The 20,762-nt window shown below is 72.1% G+C and carries 23 protein-coding genes and 1 pseudogene; all 24 read right to left on the bottom strand.

Annotated elements, in window-relative coordinates; translation table 11 throughout:
- Position 1: 1 nt before the first annotated feature.
- Positions 2–1,993, bottom strand: coding sequence for a heme lyase CcmF/NrfE family subunit (locus tag U742_RS0114070; RefSeq protein WP_029354075.1), 1,992 nt, complete (start codon positions 1,991–1,993; stop codon positions 2–4).
- Entirely contained in the window at positions 1,990–2,436 is a 447-nt protein-coding gene (ccmE, locus tag U742_RS0114075; RefSeq protein WP_029354077.1) for a cytochrome c maturation protein CcmE, read from the bottom strand. The genes U742_RS0114070 and ccmE overlap by 4 nt, the downstream gene beginning before the upstream one ends.
- Positions 2,437–2,440: 4 nt before the next feature.
- Positions 2,441–3,571 (bottom strand): c-type cytochrome biogenesis protein CcmI, encoded by a 1,131-nt coding sequence (gene ccmI / locus U742_RS0114080; RefSeq protein ID WP_029354078.1) that lies wholly within the window; start codon positions 3,569–3,571, stop codon positions 2,441–2,443.
- A 269-nt stretch (positions 3,572–3,840) separates the two neighbouring features.
- Positions 3,841–4,299, bottom strand: coding sequence for a glycine zipper domain-containing protein (locus U742_RS0114085; protein ID WP_029354080.1), 459 nt, complete (start codon positions 4,297–4,299; stop codon positions 3,841–3,843).
- Positions 4,300–4,405: 106 nt separating this feature from the next.
- Positions 4,406–5,791: an ATP-binding protein gene (locus U742_RS0114090; protein WP_029354082.1), complete on the bottom strand. Its 1,386-nt coding sequence runs from the start codon at positions 5,789–5,791 to the stop codon at positions 4,406–4,408.
- A 61-nt stretch (positions 5,792–5,852) separates the two neighbouring features.
- The gene (locus U742_RS0114095) at positions 5,853–6,524 is read right to left on the bottom strand and encodes a response regulator transcription factor (RefSeq protein ID WP_029354084.1); all 672 of its coding nucleotides are present in this window, start codon (positions 6,522–6,524) and stop codon (positions 5,853–5,855) included.
- A gap of 92 nt (positions 6,525–6,616) precedes the next feature.
- On the bottom strand, positions 6,617–6,892 hold the full coding sequence (locus U742_RS0114100) for a hypothetical protein (RefSeq protein WP_029354086.1): 276 nt from the start codon (positions 6,890–6,892) through the stop codon (positions 6,617–6,619).
- A gap of 79 nt (positions 6,893–6,971) precedes the next feature.
- Positions 6,972–7,787, bottom strand: coding sequence for a glycoside hydrolase family 108 protein (locus U742_RS0114105; RefSeq protein ID WP_029354088.1), 816 nt, complete (start codon positions 7,785–7,787; stop codon positions 6,972–6,974).
- Between the two features lie 118 nt (positions 7,788–7,905).
- Positions 7,906–8,217: a hypothetical protein gene (locus tag U742_RS0114110; protein WP_051661175.1), complete on the bottom strand. Its 312-nt coding sequence runs from the start codon at positions 8,215–8,217 to the stop codon at positions 7,906–7,908.
- Between the two features lie 127 nt (positions 8,218–8,344).
- Entirely contained in the window at positions 8,345–8,629 is a 285-nt protein-coding gene (locus tag U742_RS0114115; protein ID WP_029354092.1) for a hypothetical protein, read from the bottom strand.
- Entirely contained in the window at positions 8,626–9,459 is an 834-nt protein-coding gene (locus U742_RS22565) for an arabinofuranosidase catalytic domain-containing protein (protein WP_051661176.1), read from the bottom strand. The genes U742_RS0114115 and U742_RS22565 overlap by 4 nt, the downstream gene beginning before the upstream one ends.
- A gap of 1 nt (position 9,460) precedes the next feature.
- Positions 9,461–9,766 carry a spike base protein, RCAP_Rcc01079 family gene (locus U742_RS0114125; protein ID WP_029354096.1) on the bottom strand — a complete coding sequence of 102 codons (306 nt, stop codon included), beginning with the start codon at positions 9,764–9,766 and terminating at the stop codon, positions 9,461–9,463.
- A gap of 22 nt (positions 9,767–9,788) precedes the next feature.
- Positions 9,789–10,484 (bottom strand): DUF2793 domain-containing protein, encoded by a 696-nt coding sequence (locus U742_RS0114130; protein WP_029354098.1) that lies wholly within the window; start codon positions 10,482–10,484, stop codon positions 9,789–9,791.
- Positions 10,485–10,679: 195 nt separating this feature from the next.
- Positions 10,680–14,573 (bottom strand): baseplate multidomain protein megatron, encoded by a 3,894-nt coding sequence (locus U742_RS0114135; protein WP_029354100.1) that lies wholly within the window; start codon positions 14,571–14,573, stop codon positions 10,680–10,682.
- Positions 14,574–14,586: 13 nt separating this feature from the next.
- Positions 14,587–15,045, bottom strand: coding sequence for an NlpC/P60 family protein (locus U742_RS0114140; protein WP_038361582.1), 459 nt, complete (start codon positions 15,043–15,045; stop codon positions 14,587–14,589).
- On the bottom strand, positions 15,045–15,911 hold the full coding sequence (locus tag U742_RS0114145) for a DUF2163 domain-containing protein (RefSeq protein ID WP_029354104.1): 867 nt from the start codon (positions 15,909–15,911) through the stop codon (positions 15,045–15,047). Before U742_RS0114145 ends, U742_RS0114140 begins: the two co-directional genes overlap by 1 nt.
- Positions 15,912–16,079: 168 nt before the next feature.
- On the bottom strand, positions 16,080–16,721 hold the full coding sequence (locus U742_RS0114150) for a DUF2460 domain-containing protein (protein ID WP_029354105.1): 642 nt from the start codon (positions 16,719–16,721) through the stop codon (positions 16,080–16,082).
- Between the two features lie 187 nt (positions 16,722–16,908).
- Positions 16,909–17,499 carry a phage tail tape measure protein gene (locus tag U742_RS0114155; RefSeq protein WP_029354107.1) on the bottom strand — a complete coding sequence of 197 codons (591 nt, stop codon included), beginning with the start codon at positions 17,497–17,499 and terminating at the stop codon, positions 16,909–16,911.
- A 214-nt stretch (positions 17,500–17,713) separates the two neighbouring features.
- Positions 17,714–17,914, bottom strand: a complete 201-nt coding sequence (locus tag U742_RS22955; RefSeq protein WP_081853003.1) for a rcc01693 family protein — start codon at positions 17,912–17,914, stop codon at positions 17,714–17,716.
- A 173-nt stretch (positions 17,915–18,087) separates the two neighbouring features.
- Positions 18,088–18,390 (bottom strand): annotated as a pseudogene (locus U742_RS23580) (gene transfer agent family protein); the annotation flags it as partial.
- 10 nt (positions 18,391–18,400) lie between these two features.
- Positions 18,401–18,808 (bottom strand): phage major tail protein, TP901-1 family, encoded by a 408-nt coding sequence (locus U742_RS0114170; protein ID WP_029354111.1) that lies wholly within the window; start codon positions 18,806–18,808, stop codon positions 18,401–18,403.
- A 194-nt stretch (positions 18,809–19,002) separates the two neighbouring features.
- Positions 19,003–19,407: a DUF3168 domain-containing protein gene (locus U742_RS0114175; RefSeq protein WP_029354114.1), complete on the bottom strand. Its 405-nt coding sequence runs from the start codon at positions 19,405–19,407 to the stop codon at positions 19,003–19,005.
- A 310-nt stretch (positions 19,408–19,717) separates the two neighbouring features.
- Positions 19,718–20,053, bottom strand: a complete 336-nt coding sequence (locus tag U742_RS0114180) for a head-tail adaptor protein (RefSeq protein ID WP_029354116.1) — start codon at positions 20,051–20,053, stop codon at positions 19,718–19,720.
- Positions 20,050–20,616 (bottom strand): head-tail connector protein, encoded by a 567-nt coding sequence (locus tag U742_RS0114185; protein WP_029354118.1) that lies wholly within the window; start codon positions 20,614–20,616, stop codon positions 20,050–20,052. Before U742_RS0114185 ends, U742_RS0114180 begins: the two co-directional genes overlap by 4 nt.
- Positions 20,617–20,762 lie beyond the last annotated feature (146 nt).

Here is a 20,762-nt window from a genome sequence, read left to right on the forward strand (position 1 = left end):
TTCACTCCGCCGCCGCCGGCAGGGCGGCCGGCTGCTTGCGGCGGGCGGGCTTGGGCGCGCCGACGCGCAGGCGCCGGTCGCTGAGCGAGAGCGCGCCGCCGAGCGCCATCACCACCGCGCCGAGCCAGATCAGCGTCACCAGCGGCTTGTAATAGGCGCGCACGCCGATGCCGCCGCCCGGCAGCTCGTCGCCGACGCTGACATAGAGCTGGCTGAAGCCGAAGGTGCGGATGCCGGCCTCGGTGGTCGGCATGTTGCGGGCGGTGAAGATGCGCTTGGAGGATTCGACGGTGCCCTCCTCGACCCCGCCGCGCCGCACGGAGAACACCGCCGCGACGTCGCGGTAGTTCGGGCCGGTGCGCGGCTCCAGCCGCTCCAGCCGGAGCTCGAAACCGCCGACCGGGAAGGCGTCGCCCGGCTTGGCGCCGATGATGCGCTCGGAGCTCCAGCTCGTTTCCGCGACGATGCCGAGCAGGCAGATGCCGATGCCGGCATGGGCGAGCATGGTGCCGTAGGCGGCGCGCGGCAGGCCGCGCAGCCGCGCCAGCATGGTGCCGGGCGACACCCGCCCGAGCCCGGCGCGCTCGGCGAGGTCGGTCACCGCGCCGAGGATCACGAAGGCGGCGAGCCCGATGCCGAAGGGGGCCAGCACCGGGCCGCCCTCGGTCGCCACCGCCACGACCCCGGCCGCGACCAGCGCGAGCGCGAAGGCCGCCATCAGGCGCTGGCCGACGCCGACGAGATCGCCGCGCTTCCAGGCGAGCAGCGGGCCGAACGGCATGGCGAAGGCGACGGGCAGCATCAGCGCGCCGACCGTTACGTTGAAATAGGGCGGCCCGACGGTGATCTTCTCGCCGTTGAAGGCCTCCAGCGCCAGCGGATAGAGCGTGCCGACCAGCACCGCCGCCGCCGAGGCGGTGAGCAGCAGATTGTTCAGCACCAGCGCGCCCTCGCGCGACACGGGGGCGAAGATACCGCCCTGCCGCAGCAGCGGCGCGCGCCAGGCGAACAGCGCCAGCGAGCCGCCAATGAAGGCGACGAGGATGGCGAGGATGAAGACGCCGCGCGTCGGGTCGGTGGCGAAGGCGTGCACCGAGGTCAGCACGCCCGAGCGCACCAGGAAGGTGCCGAGCAGCGAGAGCGAGAAGGCGAGGATGGCGAGCAGGATGGTCCACACCTTCAGGGCGTCGCGCTTCTCCATCACCACGGCGGAATGGATCAGCGCGGTGCCGGCGAACCACGGCATCAGCGAGGCGTTCTCGACCGGGTCCCAGAACCACCAGCCGCCCCAGCCGAGCTCGTAATAGGCCCAGTAGGAGCCCATCGCGATGCCGACGGTCAGGAACGCCCACGCCGCCAGCGCCCAGGGCCGCACCCAGCGCGCCCAGGCGGCGTCGATCCGTCCGTCGATCAGCGCGGCGATGGCGAAGGCGAAGGTCACCGAGAAGCCGACATAGCCGAGATAGAGCAGCGGCGGATGGATGGCGAGGCCGATGTCCTGCAGGATCGGGTTTAGGTCGCGCCCCTCGGCGGGGGCCGGCACCATGCGCAAGAAGGGGTTCGAGGTCAGCAGGATGAAGAGCAGGAAGGCGACGCCGATCGAGCCCTGCACGCCGATCACGTTGGCCTTCAGCCGCGACGGCAGGTTGGAGCCGAACAGCGCCACGGTGCCGCCGAACAGCGCCAGCACGAGGACCCAGAGCAGCATCGAGCCCTCGTGGTTCCCCCATGTGCCGGTGATCTTGTAGAGCAGCGGCTTCATCGAGTGGGAGTTCTCGACGACGTTCACCACCGAGAAGTCCGACTGGACATAGACCGCCACCAGCGCCGCGAAGGACAGGATGACGAAGCCGGCGAAGGCGATGGCGAGCGGCGGACCGACGCGCATGAGCGCCTCGTCGCCGGCGCGCGCGCCCCAGATCGGCAGCACGGTCTGCAGGATCGCCAGCGCCAGGGCGAGGACGAGCGCGTAATGGCCGATCTCGGGGATCACTGCACGCCCTCCCCTTCCTTCCAGACGCCCTGCTTCTTCAGCGCGTCCGCGACCTCCTTCGGCATGTATTTCTCGTCGTGCTTGGCGAGCACGCTGTCGGCGCGGAAGCTGCCGTCGGGCAGAAGCTGGCCCTCGGCGACCACGCCCTGCCCCTCGCGGAACAGGTCCGGCAGCAGGCCGGTATAGCCGACGCGCACATCGGCGCCGCCGTCGGTGACGACGAAGCGTATATGCGCGTCGTCCTGCTTCTCGACGCTGCCCTGCTTAACGAGGCCGCCGAGCCGCAGCCGGGTGCCGGGCGCGGGATGCTCGGCGGCGATCTCGCTCGGCGAGCGGAAGAACACGATGGTGTCGGTGAGCGCGTAGAGCATCAGCCCGGCGGCGATGGCGAGCACGCCGAGGGCGGAGCCGATGAGGACGAGGCGGCGGCCTTTGCGGGTCATGGGGTCAGCTCCCGAGGCCGAGTTCTTGCGTGAGCGCGTCGATGCGCCCGGTCGCCTTGGCGTCGTCGGCGAAATGGCGGCGGGCGTCGCCGGCGGCGGCCTTGGCCTTGTCGGCCTCGCCGAGCACGCTCCAGGCACGCACCAGGCGCAGCCAGCCGTCGAGGTCGTCGCCGTTCTGCGCGAGGCGCTGGGCGAGGCCCTCGACCATGCCGCGAATCATGGTCGCGCGCTGCTCGGGCGTCATGTCCCGCGCGGCGGCGACATCGGCGGCGCCGGGGCCGGGCATGGCGGGCGCTGCCACAGGAGGCAGCGGCGCGCCGACGCGCTCGAGCCCGGCGCGCACGGTCGGCAGCCATGGCGCATCGGGCGGGGAATCGGCGGCGAGCTTGCCCCAGATCGCGCCGGCCTCGTCCTTGCGGCCGTCCTGCTCGGCGGCGAGGCCGAGATAATAGCGCGCCTTCACCGAATCCGGGTCGGCCGCGACGGCGCGCGCGAAGGCCTGCCGCGCATCGGCCGTCACCACACCGCCGGCCGCTGCCGTCAGCGCCTCGCCGAGGCCGGTCTCGCGCGCCGCATTCGGGCCGAGCAGGCGGATGGCGTTGCTCCACGCCCGCGCGGCGTCGTCCACGCGGCCGAGGCGGTAATAGATCGGCGCCACCACCTCATGGCCGCGGCCGTCGTCGGGATTGGATTCGAGATGGCCTTCGACCTTGCGCAGCAGCACGGCGATATCGGCCTGCTCCGGCCGCGCATCGAGGCGGGCGGCCAGCGGCTGGCCTTCCAGCTCCGGCGAGCCGAGCGCGAGATAGAGGCCACCGGCGATCAGCGGCACGCCGACCAGCGCCACCACTGCCGCCGCGCGACGGCGGGTGTCGCTGCCGTCCGGCACCGGCGCCGTCTCGTCCGCCGCCCGCAGCATGCGGCGCGCGATCTCGGTGCGCGCCGCCTCGCCCTCGGCCTCGCCGATGAGGCCGGACGCACGGTCACGCTCGATCTCGGAGAGCTGGTCGCGATAGACGGCGAGGTCAGCCGCCGCATCGGGCGCCGCCGGCCCGACCGCGCGGGCACGCAACGGCCAGAGCACCGCCAATATGGCGGCGCCGGTCATCAGCGCGAAGGCGGTCCACAGCAACATTAGTCAACCTCTAGAGCCCTTTCCGATCAGGTGGAATCACCTGGTCGATAAGAAAGTGCTCTCGATTCAATTGGCTGGAGCATTTTCTGATCGCGAAAGTCGATCAACTTTCGCGGAAAATGCTCTAATGCGCTGAGTTACCGGACCTCACCCGCCGAGCCAATCCGTAACAACCTCAGCCGGATTGACGCAGGCTCACACTCGCGCGAGCGGAAGGCACTTGCGGGGCGGGCGAGCCCGGCACCTGCGGCGCCGGGTCGCGGGCGCGCTCAGCCCTGAACCGGCGACCAGGTGCCGTCGGGGTTGCGGCAGGCGGTGCCGCGCGCGGTCTGCGGCTTGCCGTTGATGTAGATGGTGTGGGTGAACTCGCGGCAATTGGGCGAGCCACCGCGCGCATAGGACGGGCCGGCGACGATGGTGCCGTAATTGCCGCTGTCGCCGCGCCAGCTCACCGGCGCGCCCGGCCCGCCGGTCTCCAGCGCCTGGATCTCGGCCTCGCGGGCGCGGCGCTGGTCTTCCTGGTCCAGCGCGTTGCCGATCATGCCGCCGATCAGGCCGCCCGCCGCGGCGCCGATCACCGCGCCGGCGACGTTGCGGCCTGCCACGGCGCCGATGATGCCGCCGGCGAGAGCGCCGGTGGCGGCACCCGCAGACGTCTTGGGCGCTTCCGCGCAGCCGGCGAGCGTGACACCGATCAGACCGACGGCAACAAGGCTATAGGCACGCATGAATCCCCCTTACCCGCTCAACGCGGTCGTTACGGCAACATATGGGGGGAACAAGCGGGAGGAATCAGGCGAAACCTAGGCCCTCGCCGCAGGTTGCGGCCGGGGATCAGGCCGCCGGCAGGCGCACGATGCTGCGCAGGCCACCCAGCGGGGCGGTGGCGAGGGTGAATTTTCCGCCGTAGAGCGCGACCAGCTCGACGACGATCGACAGGCCGAGGCCGGAGCCCGGCTTGTTCTCGTCGAGCCGCTTGCCGCGCTGCATCGCCTCGACGCGCTGCTCCTCGGTGAGGCCGGGACCGTCGTCGTCGATGGTGATCTCGAAGAAGGCGCGCTCGCCAAACTGCGTCTCGGGGAGCGGCACGACGTTGATCTCGACCAGCGACAGCGCCCATTTGCAGCCATTGTCGACGAGATTGCCGAGAATCTCCTCGAGGTCCTGCCGCTCGCCGCGGAAGCGGATGCCCTCGGGCACCTCGGCTTCCACGTCGATGCCCTTGCCGCGATAGACCTTCGCCATGGTGCGGGCGAGCCCCTCGACGATCGGCCCCACCTCCTCCACCGTGGTGACGACGGAGACGCGGGCGGCGATGCGCGCGCGGTCGAGATGATGGGCGACCTGGCTCTTCATGATCTCGGCCTGCTCGCGCACCTTGGCGGCGAAGGGATCCTCGCTGTTGGCCGCCTCGCTCTTGGTGGCCTCGTTCTGCAGCACAGCGATCGGCGTCTTCAGCGCGTGGGCGAGGTTGCCGACATGGGTGCGGGCGCGCTCGACGATCTCGCGATTGCTGTCGATCAGCGCGTTCACCTCGCCGACCAGCGGCGCGATCTCGACCGGGAAGCTGCCCTCGATCTTGTCGGCGGAGCCGGCACGCACGGCGGCGAGGCCCGCGCTCATGCGCTTGAGCGGCCTCAGGCCGAAGCGCACCTGGAACAGGAGGGCGATGAGGAAGGCGGAGGCGAGGATACCGAAGGTGACCATCAGCGCGCGGTCGAAGCCGCTGACCTCGTCCTCGATCTCCATGGCGTCGGCGGCCACCGCGACGACGTACTGCCCGTCCTCGCCGAGATCGACGAGGCGCTCGATCATGCGCAGGCGCTGGTCGGCCGGCCCCTGCACATAGCCCTCGCGCAGGCCGAAATCGTCCTGGGTGCCGCGGTCGAGCAGCAGCGGCAGCGTGCCCTCGGGCAGCGAGCGGGCGGTCTTGAACTGGCGCGCCGCTCCGTCGATGCGAGTGATCTGCCAGTACCAGCCGGAGAGCGGGAAGTTGAACACCGGGTCGCCAAGCGTCGCCGGCTCGGGCATCTCCGAGGAGCTGGCGCTGGCGACGTCGGCGACGATGGTCTTGAGATAGACGTCGAGGCGGCGGTCGAAGGCGCGCTCCACCGCGTCGCGATAGACCGAGGACAGCACGAAGCCGGCGAGCAGCAGCACCGCGACGATGACGACGATGGCGGAGACGAAGAGGCGGATCGCCAGCGAGCCGGGACGCATCAGCGCGCATCCGGGGGCAAGTGGTGGCGGGAGCGGCGCATGATCCTCGCCCCGGCCGCGATCAGCGGGTCTGTTCCGGGGGCACGAGGAGATAGCCGAGCCCGCGCACGGTCTGGATCACGTCGATGTCGAGCTTCTTGCGCAGGCGCCCGACGAATACCTCGATGGTGTTGGAATCGCGGTCGAAATCCTGATCGTAGAGATGCTCGACCAGCTCGGTGCGCGAGACCACGCGGCCCGAATGGTGCATCAGATAGGCGAGCAGCCGGTATTCGTGGGAGGTGAGCTTCACCGGGCGGCCGTTCACCGTCACGCGGCCGGAGCGGGTGTCGAGCATCACCGGCCCGCAGGAGAGCTCGCTCGCCGCATGGCCGGTCGAGCGGCGCAGCAGAGCGCGCAGGCGGGCCAGCACCTCCTCCATGTGGAAGGGCTTGGCGACATAGTCGTCGGCGCCGGCGTCGAAGCCCTGCACCTTGTCGCTCCAGCGGTCGCGCGCGGTGAGGATGAGCACGGGCATCTTCTTGCCGTCGCGGCGCCAGGCCTCCAGCACGGAGAGGCCGTCGAGCTTCGGCAGGCCGATGTCGAGCACCACCGCGTCATAGGGCTCGTTCTCGCCGAGATAGTGCCCCTCCTCGCCGTCATAGGCGCGGTCGACGGCATAGCCGGCGTCGCTCAGCGCCTCGAACATCTGGCGGTTGAGATCGGGATCGTCCTCGACGACGAGCAGGCGCACGGCAGTTCCCCCAGAATCGCGCCTTCCTCAGCGCGGGTGACCGGGAGAATGCCACCGCGCGGCGATCCTGTCAGGTGGTACAGCCGAAGGTGTCAGGAGGCATGCCCCTCGCGCACCCGCAGCCACGCCACCGTGGCATAGGCGCCGACCCAGGAGCCGATGGCCGCGAAGGCCACATAGATCCACTCCTGCGTGTAGCTGATGACCGCGAAGGCGGAGAGCAGATACCAGGCGCCGCTCCAGTTCGCCGCCGCAAGGCGCCTTCGCGACACGATGGCGGCGTTGAACAGCACATAGACGGTGTCCGTGGCGGCGGTGGAGACGAAGACGGCGAGCGCGAGCAAGGGATCGAAGGGCGGCAGCGACATGAGGGAGCCCCGGTGACGGCGCGGCCGGGCGGCCGGCGCTCCAGCCTTGCCCGGCGGCGACCGCCCGGCAAGCGCCAGTTCAGGCTTCCAGTACCTCCGGCGCAACCCCGCCCTCGACCCGAAGGCGGCGCCAGACCGCCGCCAGCGTCAGCGCCACGCCGGCCATCAACAGGCCGGCGAACAGCCATTTCAGGACCGCCGAAAACTCGGCGAAGGGGGCGAGGCGCTCGGCCTGCTCGGCCAGCACCGCGCCAATGCCGCCGGCGCCGGCGACGAGGCCGCCCGCGCCCTCCGGCGTGCGGGCGATGCGCGTGTCGCAGGCGCGGGCCTTGGCGATCTCGGCCGGCAGCGGCGCGGTCGGCGGCGCTGGCTCGTCGCGCCCCGCCATCGCCTTGGCCGCGACCCGCACCTCGGCGACACGCCGGCTCCAGCCCTTGCCGAAGCTCGACCAGGTCGACAGCGCGCGCAGCATGGCGAGGCGGCGCTCGCAGGTGCCCTCGATGAGCGCCACGACGGGACGGTCGGATACGGCGGCCAGCGTCGCCTCGCCGATAATGCCGTCCACCGCCACGCCGAGCCCGCGCTGCAGCCACTTCGCTGCCTGCGCCGGCCCCGAATTCACCGCCGCGTCGAACACGCAATAGTCGAGGCCCGCCGGCAGGGCGTCGGCGCGCACCGCGTCCCAATATTGCGCGCGGTAGATCGCCTCCACCTCGGCGCTCGCGATGCGGCGGACGGAGCGCGTCGCCAGACCCTGACGCCGGCGCCAGGCATCATAGGTGCGCTGGGTGACGCCCTTCATGGTGGTGCCGCCGGGGTCCTTCGGATGGTCGGACCATCCGCCTTCATGCACCAGCACGCGCGCCAGCGCGGCGTCGAACGAGGACGCGGCCATGGGTTCTCCATCGGATCGGAAAATGCGGAAAAGGGTGCGCGCTCCGCGTGGCGCGGCGGCGCGATCAGAGCCGATACGTCGGCCCTCGCCGGGCCTGACGGCGCCTCTCAGGCTCGGATCACGAGCCCGCTGGCAGGAACAGGCAGATGGTGGTGCGGCTGCGGTCGCCCTGATGCGAGCAGCGGTGGTACTGCCCGTCGCCGGAGGGCTTCAGCTTGCGCGACCAGTAGGCGATCAGCTCGCCGGTCGCCTTGACGACGATGCCGTCCCGCCCCTCGTCGATATCCGAGCCGTTGATCGGATAGCAGTCCATGGTGGAGCAGCAGGCGGGCGGATAGGGCCAGCCGGAGGGTGCGTCGTGAGCGAGAACCGAGGGAGCGGCGAGAACCGGCACGGCAACAAGGGGCACGATCGCGAGCGAACGGAGCATCGGCGTATTCCGATCATGGACCGAAGGAAACGACCAAGCACCAGTCGGCTCACAATAGCTGAGTCGCGCGCCTGTGCGTGAGACGTGTCACCGCTGTGAATGCCGCGCACGGCGACTTGTTCCGCGCTCAGCTCGCAGGCGGAAGCCAGTCGGCCGGCAGTTCGGCGAGCCGAGCGGCGGCCTCCCCGGCGGTGAGCAGCGCGTCATAGGCGCCCTGCCCGAGGCCGATGCCGGCCTCAGTCGGCGTCGCCGGCAGGACCAGCGCGGCGCGCCCGTCGAGCGGATGCGTCACCGCCTCCCACAGCGCGATGGTGATCGCGTCGGGCGCGGCTTCAGGGCCGACGGCGCGATAGGCGGCACGCGAGCGCTCCAGCGCCGCATCGAGGTTCGGGAACACGAGATAGGACGTCATGACACGGCAATCCCCCGCGGCGCGCCGAGCGCCGCACCGATGCGCGAGGCCTCGGCGGCGGTGAGGTCGCGCGTGAACAGGATGAATTCGCCGACGAGGCCGACCACCGCCGTGCCGAGCGCGCCGCCGCGCAGGATGTTCGGATTGGCGCCGATCCCCACCGTGCCGGCATTGCCGGCGAAGCCGGCGCCGTTGATGCCGACCCGGGAGGCGGCGCCGTTGAACGCGGCGTCGACGACGCATGCCGCGCCGTCGGCCACCGCGACGTCATGGGTCACTGCGCTGCCGGCGAAGGCGGTCCAGTTCCGCGCCGATCCGAAATAGGCGGTCGCGCCGGTGCCGGCGTCCGCGCGGACGAGATGCTGGTCGGAGGTGCGGGTGTAGTCCGGAAGCTGGACCACCGCGAGGAGGCCGCAGGGCTGGGCCAGCGCCGGGGCGGTCGAGGTGAAGTACTGACCGGTCGCAAGATTCAGCGCCGGCCGTCCGCCGATCGCAGCGACCGCGCCGCCGCCGGCGATCTGCGGCTGCGCGGCGGCGCTGGTCTGCACCGCGTGGCGGCCATTGCCGCTCTGGTCGTACCAGACCGCCACATAGGCGGCGGCGCCGGCGGCGAAGGCGAGCAGCGCGTCGGCATCGAGCCAGCCATCGGCGCCGATGCCGATATCGGTCTCCGCGCCGTCCGAGGCACGCCGCGCGCGGAGCAGCGGGCCGGAATAGACGGAGCCCAGGCGGCAGAGGCCGAAGGCCTGCGCCGCCGGCACGAGATCGAGCGGGCGCGGCGTCGGGGTCGCCCGGCGCCGGGCGAGATCGAGGCGAAGGCAGACGGCCATCTCAGTCGATCCTGTGGATCACCAGCCCGGCGGTGGTGCCGGTCGCACGCACCCGGCGCACCAGATATTCGAGCACGCTGACCTGCCCGACCGGCAGGGGCAAAGCGAGCGGGCCGGCATCGGCGGCATTGACCGGCAGGATCGAGATCTGCGCGGAGGCGAGCCCGGCCGGCACGAACACCCGGATGCGGGCATAGCGGGTGAGATCGTTGGCGTCGTCCGGCGTCACCAGCGCGCCGTCGCGGCCGAAGCCGCCGGGCGCGACCGCGCTGCCGCGCCAGGGGTCCTTGGCGGGATTGTAGGGCATGGCTGTTCTCCGTGTGGAACGTTCAGAGCGGCGCGGCGAGGACGATGCAGTAGAGGACGAGGCGCACCTTGCCGCCGGTGAAGGCGCCGCCGGCGGCGGTGATCACCAGCGGCGTGTCGGCATAGAAGGCCTGCGGGCCGATGACGCCGATGTTCGAGGCTCCCGGCGCGACGCCGAGGCTGCTGCCGAACTTGGCCGTATCGCCGGCGATGCCGACGGAATAGGAGGTCGCCCCGGTCACCGCCTCGGCGGTGCGGCTGGCGACGCCGAGGCAGATAGCGCGGTCGGGGATGGCGAGCGCGGCCACCGTGGAGGCGCCGGCGAGCGTCACCTCCGCCTCATAAGCGCGCAGCGCGAAGGCGCCGCCGCCGGGCGTCGCGGCGAGCGCGTCGGTCCACGCATCGCCGTCATGGATCAGGCTGGCGCGCTCGGCGGCGATATAGAGCCGCCAGCCGGCGCGGGGCGCGAGGAAGCTCCAGCCCTCGCCGTCGCGCAGGGCGATCTCGTCCTCATGGCCGGTAAAGGCGCCGCTGGCGCCGGCATCGACCAGATGGCGGTCGCCCTCGGCCGGCGAGGACGGCGGCGCGGCGCGCCGGTCGATGACGGCGAGCTGGACCACCGCATCGAGCCGCACCAGCGCCTCGTTGTGGGTGACGTGCTTCTGCGCCTGCGCCGCCGCCAGCAGGGGCAGAGCGAGGTTGGGCGTGGTGTCGGGCATGAGGTGATCCGGTGCCGTAAGAGGGATTTGGCGAAAGGGTTTTCGCTGGGTCCCGGATCGGCGCTGCGCTTCGCGCAGCTTGTCCGGGAAACGAAGAGCGACCTGCTTCCCGGACAAGTGACGCCGCAGGCGGAACGCCGATCCGGGACCCAGCACAAGACTCGCCGCAGGCGACCGCCCAACCTTCACATCGCCCTACACCACCACCCACACATCCAGCGCCGCGCCGGGGCCGGCGGTCGCGGAGCGCTGGGCGATGCGCAGGTGCAGCGAGGCCTGCGGCGCGCCGAAATCGGCGAGCTCGTCGGCGGCGGCATAGAGCACGGACGGCGCCGCCACCTCGAAGGCGCGACGCACCGCTGCCCCGTCCATGATCTCGACGCGATAGGCCTCCGACGCCTCGCCGAGCGGCACCTCGGCGGCGTCCCATGAATCGCCGTCGACCCGCGTGCGGCGGATCCAGCTCAGCGCGACACCGCTACCCGTGCGGCGGGCGCGGGCATGCACCGGCGCCAGCGGCAGCAAGGCGCGCGGGCCGATATCCGCGCTCACCTCCCGCACGGCAGGATCGCCATGGTCGCGGTCGGCGCGGCCGACGCGCAGCCGCACGGTTCGGCCCAGCAGGTCGAGCCCGCTCGCCACGGGGGCGATGTTGCCGTCGACCCGTACGATCCTGGTGCCCGCAGGCCAGAAGCCGGCGGCCGCCTCGGTGCCGAGCTGGCCGCGCAGGAAACCAGACAGCCGGAAGGTCCGGGTGCCGATCAGCATCGCCTCGGCGAATTGCAGCACCTCGACCGTGCCGTCCGGCGCGACCAGCGCCAGCGCGTTGGCGCCGTCCAGCACGGCCTCCTCGCTGGCGGCGGCGAGCAGCCCGCCATGGAGGCGCACATTGAGCGAGGCCCCGCGCTGCCAGCGCCAGAGCGGCCCGGCCGGCAGGTCGGTCAACGTCTCGCCCATCACCGACGGCGCGGCGAGCGTCGCCACCCGCTCGAAGCTGGCGCCGTCCAGCGCGCGCCACACCGCCATGGCGCCCGGCCACGGCGCACCATAGGCGGCGAGCCAGGCCAGCGCCTGCCGCCCGGCCGAGAGAGTCGGCAGAGCGAGCACGCTCGCCACCGGCCGGCCGAGCGCCGGCGGCAGGGTGATCGTCGGAAAACTCGGCGCGCGGGTCGCCACCGCGAAGACGTTGGGATCGATGCTGCGCGCCGAGACGCGCCGCGCCTCGGTGTCCTCGATGTCGGTGATCTCGAACAGGGCGGCGCGCCCGTCGCGGGACAGCCGCACCACGTCGCCCGGCTCCAGCGCGAGGCGCGAAGGCGGCAAAGCGAAGCTCGCGGCGTCGCGGCCGGCCCACAGATCCTGCAACCAGAGATCGGCGGCGGCGGTCATCACCGCGTCGTCGGCGACCATGGCGAGCTCGGCGCTCGTCTCGATCCGCGCCGCCCCGGCGAGGCGCCGCGAGGATGCGGTGGCGCGGCGATATTCGGCGAGGCCGTCGAGGAAGCCGATGGTGATGGCGCGCGGCAGCTCGCCCTCGGCGCCGCGCGACAGGCGCAGCGAGGCGCCGTCCTCGCCGGCGACGAGATCCTCGTCGTCGATCAGCGCGGCGACCCGGCCGCCGCGCTGGACCATGGCGAGGCCGCCATCGCGCTCGGCGAGATCGAAGCCGAAAGGCCGCGCCAGCGGTTCCAGCGCCGCGCGCACGCTCATCGGCCGGTCGATCACATAGCCGTCGACCACGCCGCGCAGGTCGCCGGCATCGAGCGCGATGCCGCAATCGGCGGCGACCGTCTCGCACAGCTCGGCCAGCGGCGCGCTGCCGAAGCGGCCGGTGAGCCAGTGGCCGGTCTGCCAGTTGGCGCCGTCCGCCCAGACGTCGGAAGCGAGCGGGAACACCGGATAGGGCCGCGCGTCCCAGGTCCAGAGATAGATCGCGCCGGGATCGAGCATGCGTCCGCCGGGCAGCGGCGCGGTCGGGTTCACCGCGTCGTCGAGGAAGGCGTCGAGCGTGGCCTCGAGATGCCGGCGCTGCATCAGGTCGTCGCGCTGCCCGTTCGAGAAGGGCGGCAGGCCGCCCTCGACCGATTTCGGGTCCGGGAAGACGCTCGGCCGGTTGGCGCCCTTGTCCACCGCGCCGCAGCCGATCTCGGTGAGGCGCAGCGGCTTCAGGGTCGGCGGATAGGCGGTCGGGGAAGCCTGCCGCACGCCGCCGATGCGCTCGTGATGGTGCCGGCTCCACCAGTTGGCGAGGTCCTTCTGGCGGAAGAGCCACGCCTCGTCATAGGCGCCGTCGGTGATCGGGATGCGGTCCTGCGCGATGCGGCCGGCCTCGTCGGCATAGTACCAGTCGAAACCCTCGCCGCCGTTCACATTGCCCTTGAGATAGGCCGGCTCATAAGTGCTGCGCCAGGTGGCGTCGAGATGGGCGTCGCCCTCGCGCCAGTCGGCGATCGGGGCGTACCAGTCGACGGCGATGAAATCGACCGCCGGCGCCGACCACACCACGTCGAGCGGGAACCGCACCTCGGCGCCGCCGCCCAGCACATGCGCGCCATACTCCGTCCAGTCGGCGGCGTAGGAGACCAGCGTCTCCGCGCCGACGACGCTTTTCACATCCGCCGCCAGCGCGGCGAAGGCGTCCGCCGCCGGATAGACGCCGGAGGCCGAGCGCACGCGGGTGAGCGCCGCCATCTCCGAGCCGACCAGAATCGCCTCCACGCCGCCCGCCAGCACGGAGAGATGCGCGTAGTGCAGCACCATGCGGCGCAGCGTCCATTCGTCCGGGCCGGAATAGGCGAGCGCGCCGCCGTCCACGGAGAAATCGCCCGGCGCCGCCGTGCCGAACAGGCTCGCCACCTGCGTGGCGGCGGTGGAGGTGCCGTCCGGCGAGCCGGGACGTCCGGGCGCGGGATGACAGGTGATGCGCCCGCGCCAGGGATAGGAGGGCTGCGAGGCGGCGTCGCTCCACGGGTCGGGCAGCGCGTTGCCGACGGGCACGTCCATCATCACGAAGGGATAGAGCGTCACCTTGAGACCCCGCGCGTTCAGCGCGGCGATGGCCTCGATCACGCTGTCGTCGGAGGGCGAGCCGCCATAGGCCGCCTTGCCGTCATGGGAGCTGACCAGATGCGCGTCGGCGCGCGTCCGGCCGGCGACGGACCATGCACGCTCGCCGTCGGGGCCGGTCGTCTCCCGGTCGCGCAGCTCGACGCCCGGCTCGACGCGGCATTGCCCGGCGCGCAGATCGGTGCCGAACCACGACACCACCAGCGCGACGCGCTCAAGGTTCGGGCAGCAGGCGACGAGATGGTCGAGCGAGGCCTCGAAATCGGTGTCGGCGGTGAGGATGTGGCGGTTCTCGGCGGCATAGGTGCCGGGACCCTCCACCCGCTGCAGCGGCTGCGTCGCATAGCCGAATTCGGTGGCGCCGGGGATCATGGTGACGGCGCGCACGCGCGGCTCCAGATCGCCGATGGCACGCTCAACCTCCACCGCGATCTGCGGCAGGCGGTTGCCGAAATCGGCGAGCGGCAGGCGCTCGAACACCACATAGGCGAGGCCGCGATAGGCCGGCGTGCCGGCGCTCGCCTGCCAGGCCTCGATCAGCGGATCGGGGAGCTGCCCCTCGCCGCCGAGATGCGCGCGCACCGACAGGCCCGCGAGGTCGAGCAGCTTGCCGTCGGCCCAGACGCGACCGATGCGGGTGATCGGCCCCTCGCAGAGCCCGACCGCGAAGCTGGCGAAATAGGAATAGGTGGTCGTGGTGGTCGGCGCCGAGAAGGCGGTGCCCTTGCCACCGGCCGAGCGGGTCTCGGTGGAGACCACCTCCTCGAAGGGCGGCGCCCAGATCACCTGCCCGGAAAGTCGCGCGCGCCCATAGAGGCGCGGCAGGGCGGCGCCCTCCATGGCGCTCATCACGTCGAGATCGGCGAGGCGCGGGCCCTCGCTGTGCGTGCCCGGCGTGAACAGCGCGCGATCGACCACCGCGCCGCCGAGCGCGCCCAGCGCCCGCCCAGCGAGAGCGCCGATCGGCCCGAACACGGCGCCGCCCAGCGCGCCGGCGGCGGCTCCGAGGAGGAGAGTGGCCATGACAAGTTCCTGCTCAGGCGCCGGGAAAGGCGAAGGCGAAGGCGAGGTGCCGGCGCCACCAGGGCGCGAAATGGACCTCGGCGACCGCCGCGCCGTCATGGGCGTGCACCATGCGGTCCGGCGTCACCAGGATCGCCGCGTGCTTGGCCGGCAGATGCGCGCGCCAGCGGAACAGCAGCACGTCGCCCGGTCTCAGACGGTCGAGCGGCACCGGCACCAGATGGCGGCGGCCGGCCTCGACGAGCTGCTCGGCACGGGTCGCCTCGGCCCAGTCGGCGGCATAGGCGGGCAGCGCCTCCGGCTCCTCCCCGGCGATGGCGCGCCAGACGCCGCGCACCAGCCCGAGGCAGTCGGCGCCCTGGCCCTTGCAGGAGGCGCGGTGCAGATAGGGCGTGCCGATCCAGTCCCGCGCCTCGGCGACGATGCGCGCGCGCAGCTCATTTTGGCGCGCCCGAAGGTCGTTGTCCGGCATCAGGCGTCCCCCGGCATGGCGACGTGCAGCACCCGGTCATTGCCCGGAATGTGCGGGAAGCCGCGAAAATTCAGCGTGTTGCCGAAATTGTCCCGGCAGGTGGCAAAGCGCTTGTCGCAGCCGGCCGAGACGGTGAAGGCGTCGCCCGCAACCAGCGGCTCCGGCGGGCGCTGCCACAGATCGAGCCGCACGATGCCGCCCTCCTTGCGGTGGGTCTTCACCTCGGTGGCGAAACCGGTATTGGCGCCACCGGTGAAAACGAGACGGCCGCGCGCGAACCAGTCGGCGCCGTAGACGTCGAGCCCCGCAGCAGTGAACAGGCTGTCGCCCTCCACCGCGGTGACGGTGCCGGCGCCGGTGAAGACCGGCAGAGCGAGGTTCACCTTGCAGCGCGCATCGCCGAGATCGGCATCGCAGGGCGCGGCATAGACCCGCCCGCGTGTCTCGTTCAGCGTCTCGGCCAGGCCCCGCAGCTCGGCGGCGAAGGCGCCGGCCTCGCGCCGCACCTCGCCGATGGAGAAACGCCTGAGGAGCACGAACAGCGTCGGGGCCGACCAGTCGGCCAGCAGCAGCTCGACATCCGCGCCGTCGAACAAGCCGGCGGCCAATTCCGCCTCGTCGAGCACGTCGGAGGCAAGCGCGGCGGAGAGTTCCGAGCCCTTCACCGCGAAGCCGAGCCCGAGACTCGATTCCGCGCCCGCCACCCCGCCGGCGGCGCGGAAGGCGGTGCCGTCGACGGTCAGGTCCTCGTCATGCTCGGTGAGACCGATCACCGCGCCGTCGCGCCTCGTGATGCGCCAGCAGCGGGCGAGCGTGGTCACGCCCGAGGCGAGGCCAAGGGCGAAGAGCGGGGGGAGCGTGCGCATGGTGGACCTTCGGGAAGCAGGTCTGCGTGCTTCGAGGCCGCCTGCGGCGGCACCTCAGCATGACGAGGGGTGGTTCTGGACGGCTGTTCCGACGGCCGCGGTGATCTCCCGACGCCCGTCATGCTGAGGTGCCCGGCAAAGCCGGGCGAAGCACGCAGGCGGCAGCCGCTACGGCCTGATCTCCAGAATCGGGATGCGTGGGATCTCGCCGGCCTCGAAGGCGGTGAGGTTCACCTCGAGGAAATCGGTGTCGAAGCGCACCGGCACGTCGAACTGGAAGCCGGCGGTGACCGCCGCGCCGGAGGGCGGCGCATGGCCGGGCAGGAACGTGACGAGGCCAGTCGCGGCATCGACGGTGAAAGCAGTGCCGGCCGCGACCTCCGCGCCGCCCACCGCGACCCGCACCGTGCCGGCGACCGGCTTGACGATCGGCCGCACATAGGGGGCGAAGGCGGCGCCATAGGTCTTGGTGAGCGCGAACTCGGCGCGCACGCCGTTGCCGACCCCGACGGTCTGGTCGAGCGGGGTGACCGCCGCGCCGGGCGGACCCGAGGCGTGGTCCAGCCGGTCGCGCCAGCGGAAGCCGTGCAGCCGGCCGCGCCGTTCCTCGAAGAAGGCGACGACCGCCGAGAGCTGCGCGAGGGACTTCACGCCATAGCCGGCATCCCAGCGCCGGCGTGAATGGGCGAGCCGGGTGTTGCGCTCCTCGCGGCCGGTGAGCGTGGTGACGATCTCGGTGGCGCGCTCCGGCCCGCCCGCCGCGCCGAGCGCGACGTCGAGCGGAAACAGCGCCTCGTGGAAGGCGGGCATGGCGGGGGTCCGTTGGCTGGCGCGATGTGAAACGTGGGCCGAAGAGTCTTCGCTGGGTCCCGGATCGTCGTTCCGCCCGCGGCGTCACTCGTCCGGGACACGGGGCGCTGCTGTTTCCCGGACAAGCCGCGCAGCGCGCGGCGCCGATCCGGGACCCAGGAAAGACTCTTCCGCCAAATCCCGCGCCTCACAGGCTCCGCTCGCCGCGCGCGACGGCGCGGGCGACGAGGCCGGCGAGATAGGCTTCCGAGCGGCGGAAGGCGCCGGGATCGGGGGTGGCGACGTTGACGGTGACGTTCACCGCGCGTCCGCCGCCGGCCGCCGCCACGCCGAGCCGCCCGTCGGCCCCGCGGGTGAGCGGCAGCACCGCCTCGGGGCCGGCCTCGCCCATCAGGCCGAGATTTCCGCCGAGCGGGAAATAGGTCGGAGAGGCCACCACGCCGCCGGAGGCGAAGGGCACCACGCGCCCGCCGGAAAGGCCGGCGGGGAACACGCCGCCTTTCGCGAAGCCGAGCGCGCCGCCGAGCAGACCCTGGAACAGGCCGGCGATGCCCTGCTCCACCGGGCGCAGCGCGGCGTCGAGCGCCAGCGAGGAAAGCCGGAGGCCGAGGGCGCGGAACACCTCGCCGGCATCCCTCCCCTTCACGATGGCGTCGGTCAGCGCGTCGCCGACCGAGCGCCCGAAGCCGCGCGCCAGCCGCTCGGCATCGGAGAGCTCGCGGCGGAACACGGTGGTGTCGGCGGTGATCTCGACAACCAGTTCTTCCGTCTCGGCCATGGGCGGGGTTCCTTGGGGGGATGCGAAGGCTGGCGCCTTCGGTGGGTTCTTTCCTGGGTCCCGGATCGGCGCTGCGCCATGCGCAGCTTGTCCGGGAAGCGACGCGGCACGCGTGTCCCGGACAAGTGGAGGCGAAGCCGAAACGCCGATCCGGGACCCAGGAAAGACCCCTTCGGCCGTACCCGCCGCCGCCCGTCATCGGCGCAAGCGAGGATCAATCCGGATACCGCGCCATCAGCCCCGCCAGCGTCGGGCGGTCGAGCGGGGCGCGGGCGGGGCCGAGCATCGCCTCCATGGCGGCGGCGAGCTCGCGCGGGGTCATGCGCCAGAAATGATCCGGGGCGAGCCGCAGCCGGCCGAGGCCGAACGCCATCGCCGCCGCCCAGGGAAAGGCGGCCGGCGGGCGCCCGCTCAGGCCGGCGGCGGCGCCGGAGGGTTTTCAGCGAATCCACCCGGCGGCGCGGATGGCGCGGAGGAGAACATCGTGTCACCGGATCGGCCGGCTGAAGCTGGCGCTCCGGGCGAGGTCGTTCCACCGGCGACGCCGGGTGGCGGAATACTCCCCTCGCCCGCCGCTTCCGGCGCGGTGCCGAAGGTGGCGGCGATCAGTGCGCCGACGATGCGGGCGAAACCCGCCGCCGCGCCCGGCGTCGTCATGCGCGCCACCTCCTCGTCGGTCACGTTCTCGCCCGCCCCGCGCAACCCCGCGGCGACGATGCGCACGGCGTCGCGCGCCGAGAGGCGGCCGCGCTCGAAGCGCTCGGCCAGCGCCAAAAGGTCCTCGACGCCGAAGGCGGCCTCCAGCTCGGCGAGCGCGCCGAGGGTGAGCACCAGCGTGCGGGCGCGCCCGTCGAGCTCGGCGGCGATCTCGCCGCGATGACGATTGGCCATGATCGTTTCCTCAGAGCGCGGCGAAGCTGATCTCGCCGGCGCTCTCCAGCGCGATGTCGAAGGTCACCTCGCGGTCATGCTCGGCGGCGATCTCGAGGCTGGTGATCTGGAACGGCCCCTCGATGGTGCCGAAATCGGGCACCACGAGCTGCGCCTGCCGGATCGCGCCGTCGAAGAAGCTCTGGCGGATCAGCGCGTCGGAGGCAGCGTCCTTGAACACGCCGGAGCCGGAGATCGCGGCGCGCTTCACCCCCGCCCCGGCGAGTAGCTCGCGCCAGCGGCCGGCGCTCTCGGCATGGGTCACGTCGACCGGCTCGGTGTTGAAGGCGATCTGCCGCGAGCGCAGCCCGGCCACCGTCGAAAAGGCGGTGCCGTCGTGGATCTTCAGGAGCAGGTCCTTGCCCTTCTGCGCGGCCATGCGAGGGTCTCCGGTTCGGCTGTTAGGGGACGGTTAACCCGAGCGGGCTACCTTCTAAGATATTGATTCAATTGGGCTGGCGAGCCCTCTGCGGCCTTCGCGCTTCACCTCAGCAAAGCCGCGCAACCGACTTCAGAGATCGATTCAAGTTCGACCGAAAAGCCGAGTCTTTACGGACTCTTGGCTTTGGTTATTCATGTGGTTTCGAGAACCGCGCGAAATCGGATGAAGGCGTGATGGCTGCGCCCGCCGGCCTCGCGGCGGATCTCCGCGGTGGTCATCCGCAGATTGACCAGGCGGCAGCCCTCCAGTTCCAGATCGGCATCGTGCAGCGCCTGCTGGATCAGGCTCGCCAGCGCGTGCGCCTCGTCATGGCCGCCCTGCCGCGACCAGGCGTGCAGAGTCAGGCGATGCTCCTCGCCGGCGTCGCTGGCGGTCGACCAGTCGGTCACCTGCGCCTCGCCGATCGTCACATAGGGAAAGGCCGGCGAGGCGGGCGGCACGTCATAGATGCGCGGGCCGCCGAGCGCGGCGGCGAGCGCGGTGTCGGCCAACAGGGCGGCATGGATGGCGGCGCGCAGCGCCTGTGCGGGGGTCATGGGTGGTCCTTCGGGTGCGTCGGGCGGGGAGCGGGCTGCACGCGAGGCGGGCAGGTCCTGCGTGCTTCGAGGCTCGGGCATTGCCCGAGCACCTCAGCATGACGAGGGTCGGCATCCTTCAACCGGCACACCCTCCTTGAGCGGGTTCGTCATCCTGAGGTGCTCGACCGCAGGTCGAGCCTCGAAGGACGCACGCGGTTCCCGCCAGCCGAGCCTGGCGGGAGGGACCGCTCCTCGGCCCCCTGCTCCCCTGCCATCGCCCGCAGGCGGCGCGCGAGACGCTCCACGCCGACGATGCGGATGGCGAGCTTCACGGCGTCTCCTCCCGGCACTGGCACAGCAGGCGGCGCCCGCGCATGTCGGGGTCGCTCACCGCCTCGACGAGGAAGATCCGCGCGCCGAGCCTCAATCGGTCGCCGGCCGCCACCGTCGCCGGCGCGCGCACGGTGACGCGATGGGTGAGCACGGCGCCCGGCCGGTCGGCGATCTCGGCGGGGGCGGCCACGGTCTCGACCGCTGCCCAGAGCAGGTCGACCGCGATGAAGCTGCGGCGCACCCCGCCCGCCCCGTCCGGCACCTCCACCGACGTCTCGTGGACGAGGCGGTGGCGCATCGCGCCCAGCGGCGTCGCGGCTTGCCCGCTCATAGCCGCGCCACCCGGAATGGGGCGACCAGCGCGTCCAGCGCCGCCGGAAAGGCGGCCGAGGGGCCGGGCACATCGCGATGCTCGTAGAAATGGCCGAGCACGATCCGCACCGCCTCGATGAGCGGCGAGGGCACGTGGTCGGCGCCCTCGCCGTGGCCGGCGGTCACATCCAGGGCGATGCCGGCGAGCGGACGGGACGGCGCCGGCAGCGCGCCGCGATCGACCCGGATCAGCCCCGGCAGGCGGGCGGCATCCGCTACGAAGGCGTCGAGCGGCAGCGCGATCTCCTCGCCCGCCGCGTCGACGATCCATGCCGCGGTCAGCGCCCGCAGCGGGTTCACCGGCGCCACGACGAGGCCGGAGGCCGGCCAGGCGCTAAGGGTGATGCGCCAGGACTGGTCGATCAGCAGGCGGCGGGTCAGCGCCTCGACGGTCGCCCGCGCGGCGGTGATCAGCGAAGAGATCAGCGCGTCCTCGGCGTCGTGGTCGACGCGCAGATAGGCCTTGGCCTCGGCAAGGGTCAGCGGCTCGGCGGCCGGACCGGCGAGAAGCGTCGCGGGCATGGGATGCCTCTGTTCGGGGGTGATGGTTCGGCTGAAGGGTTTTCGGCCGAAGGTTTTCTGGGTCCCGGATCGGCGTTCCGGCTTCGCCGTCACTGGTCCGAGACGCCCAGTTTCCCGGACAAGCTGCGCACAGCGCAGCGCCGATC

It is taken from the genome of Allobosea sp. 117, from assembly GCF_000702305.1.
In the GTDB taxonomy this organism is placed as follows: domain Bacteria; phylum Pseudomonadota; class Alphaproteobacteria; order Rhizobiales; family Xanthobacteraceae; genus Ancylobacter.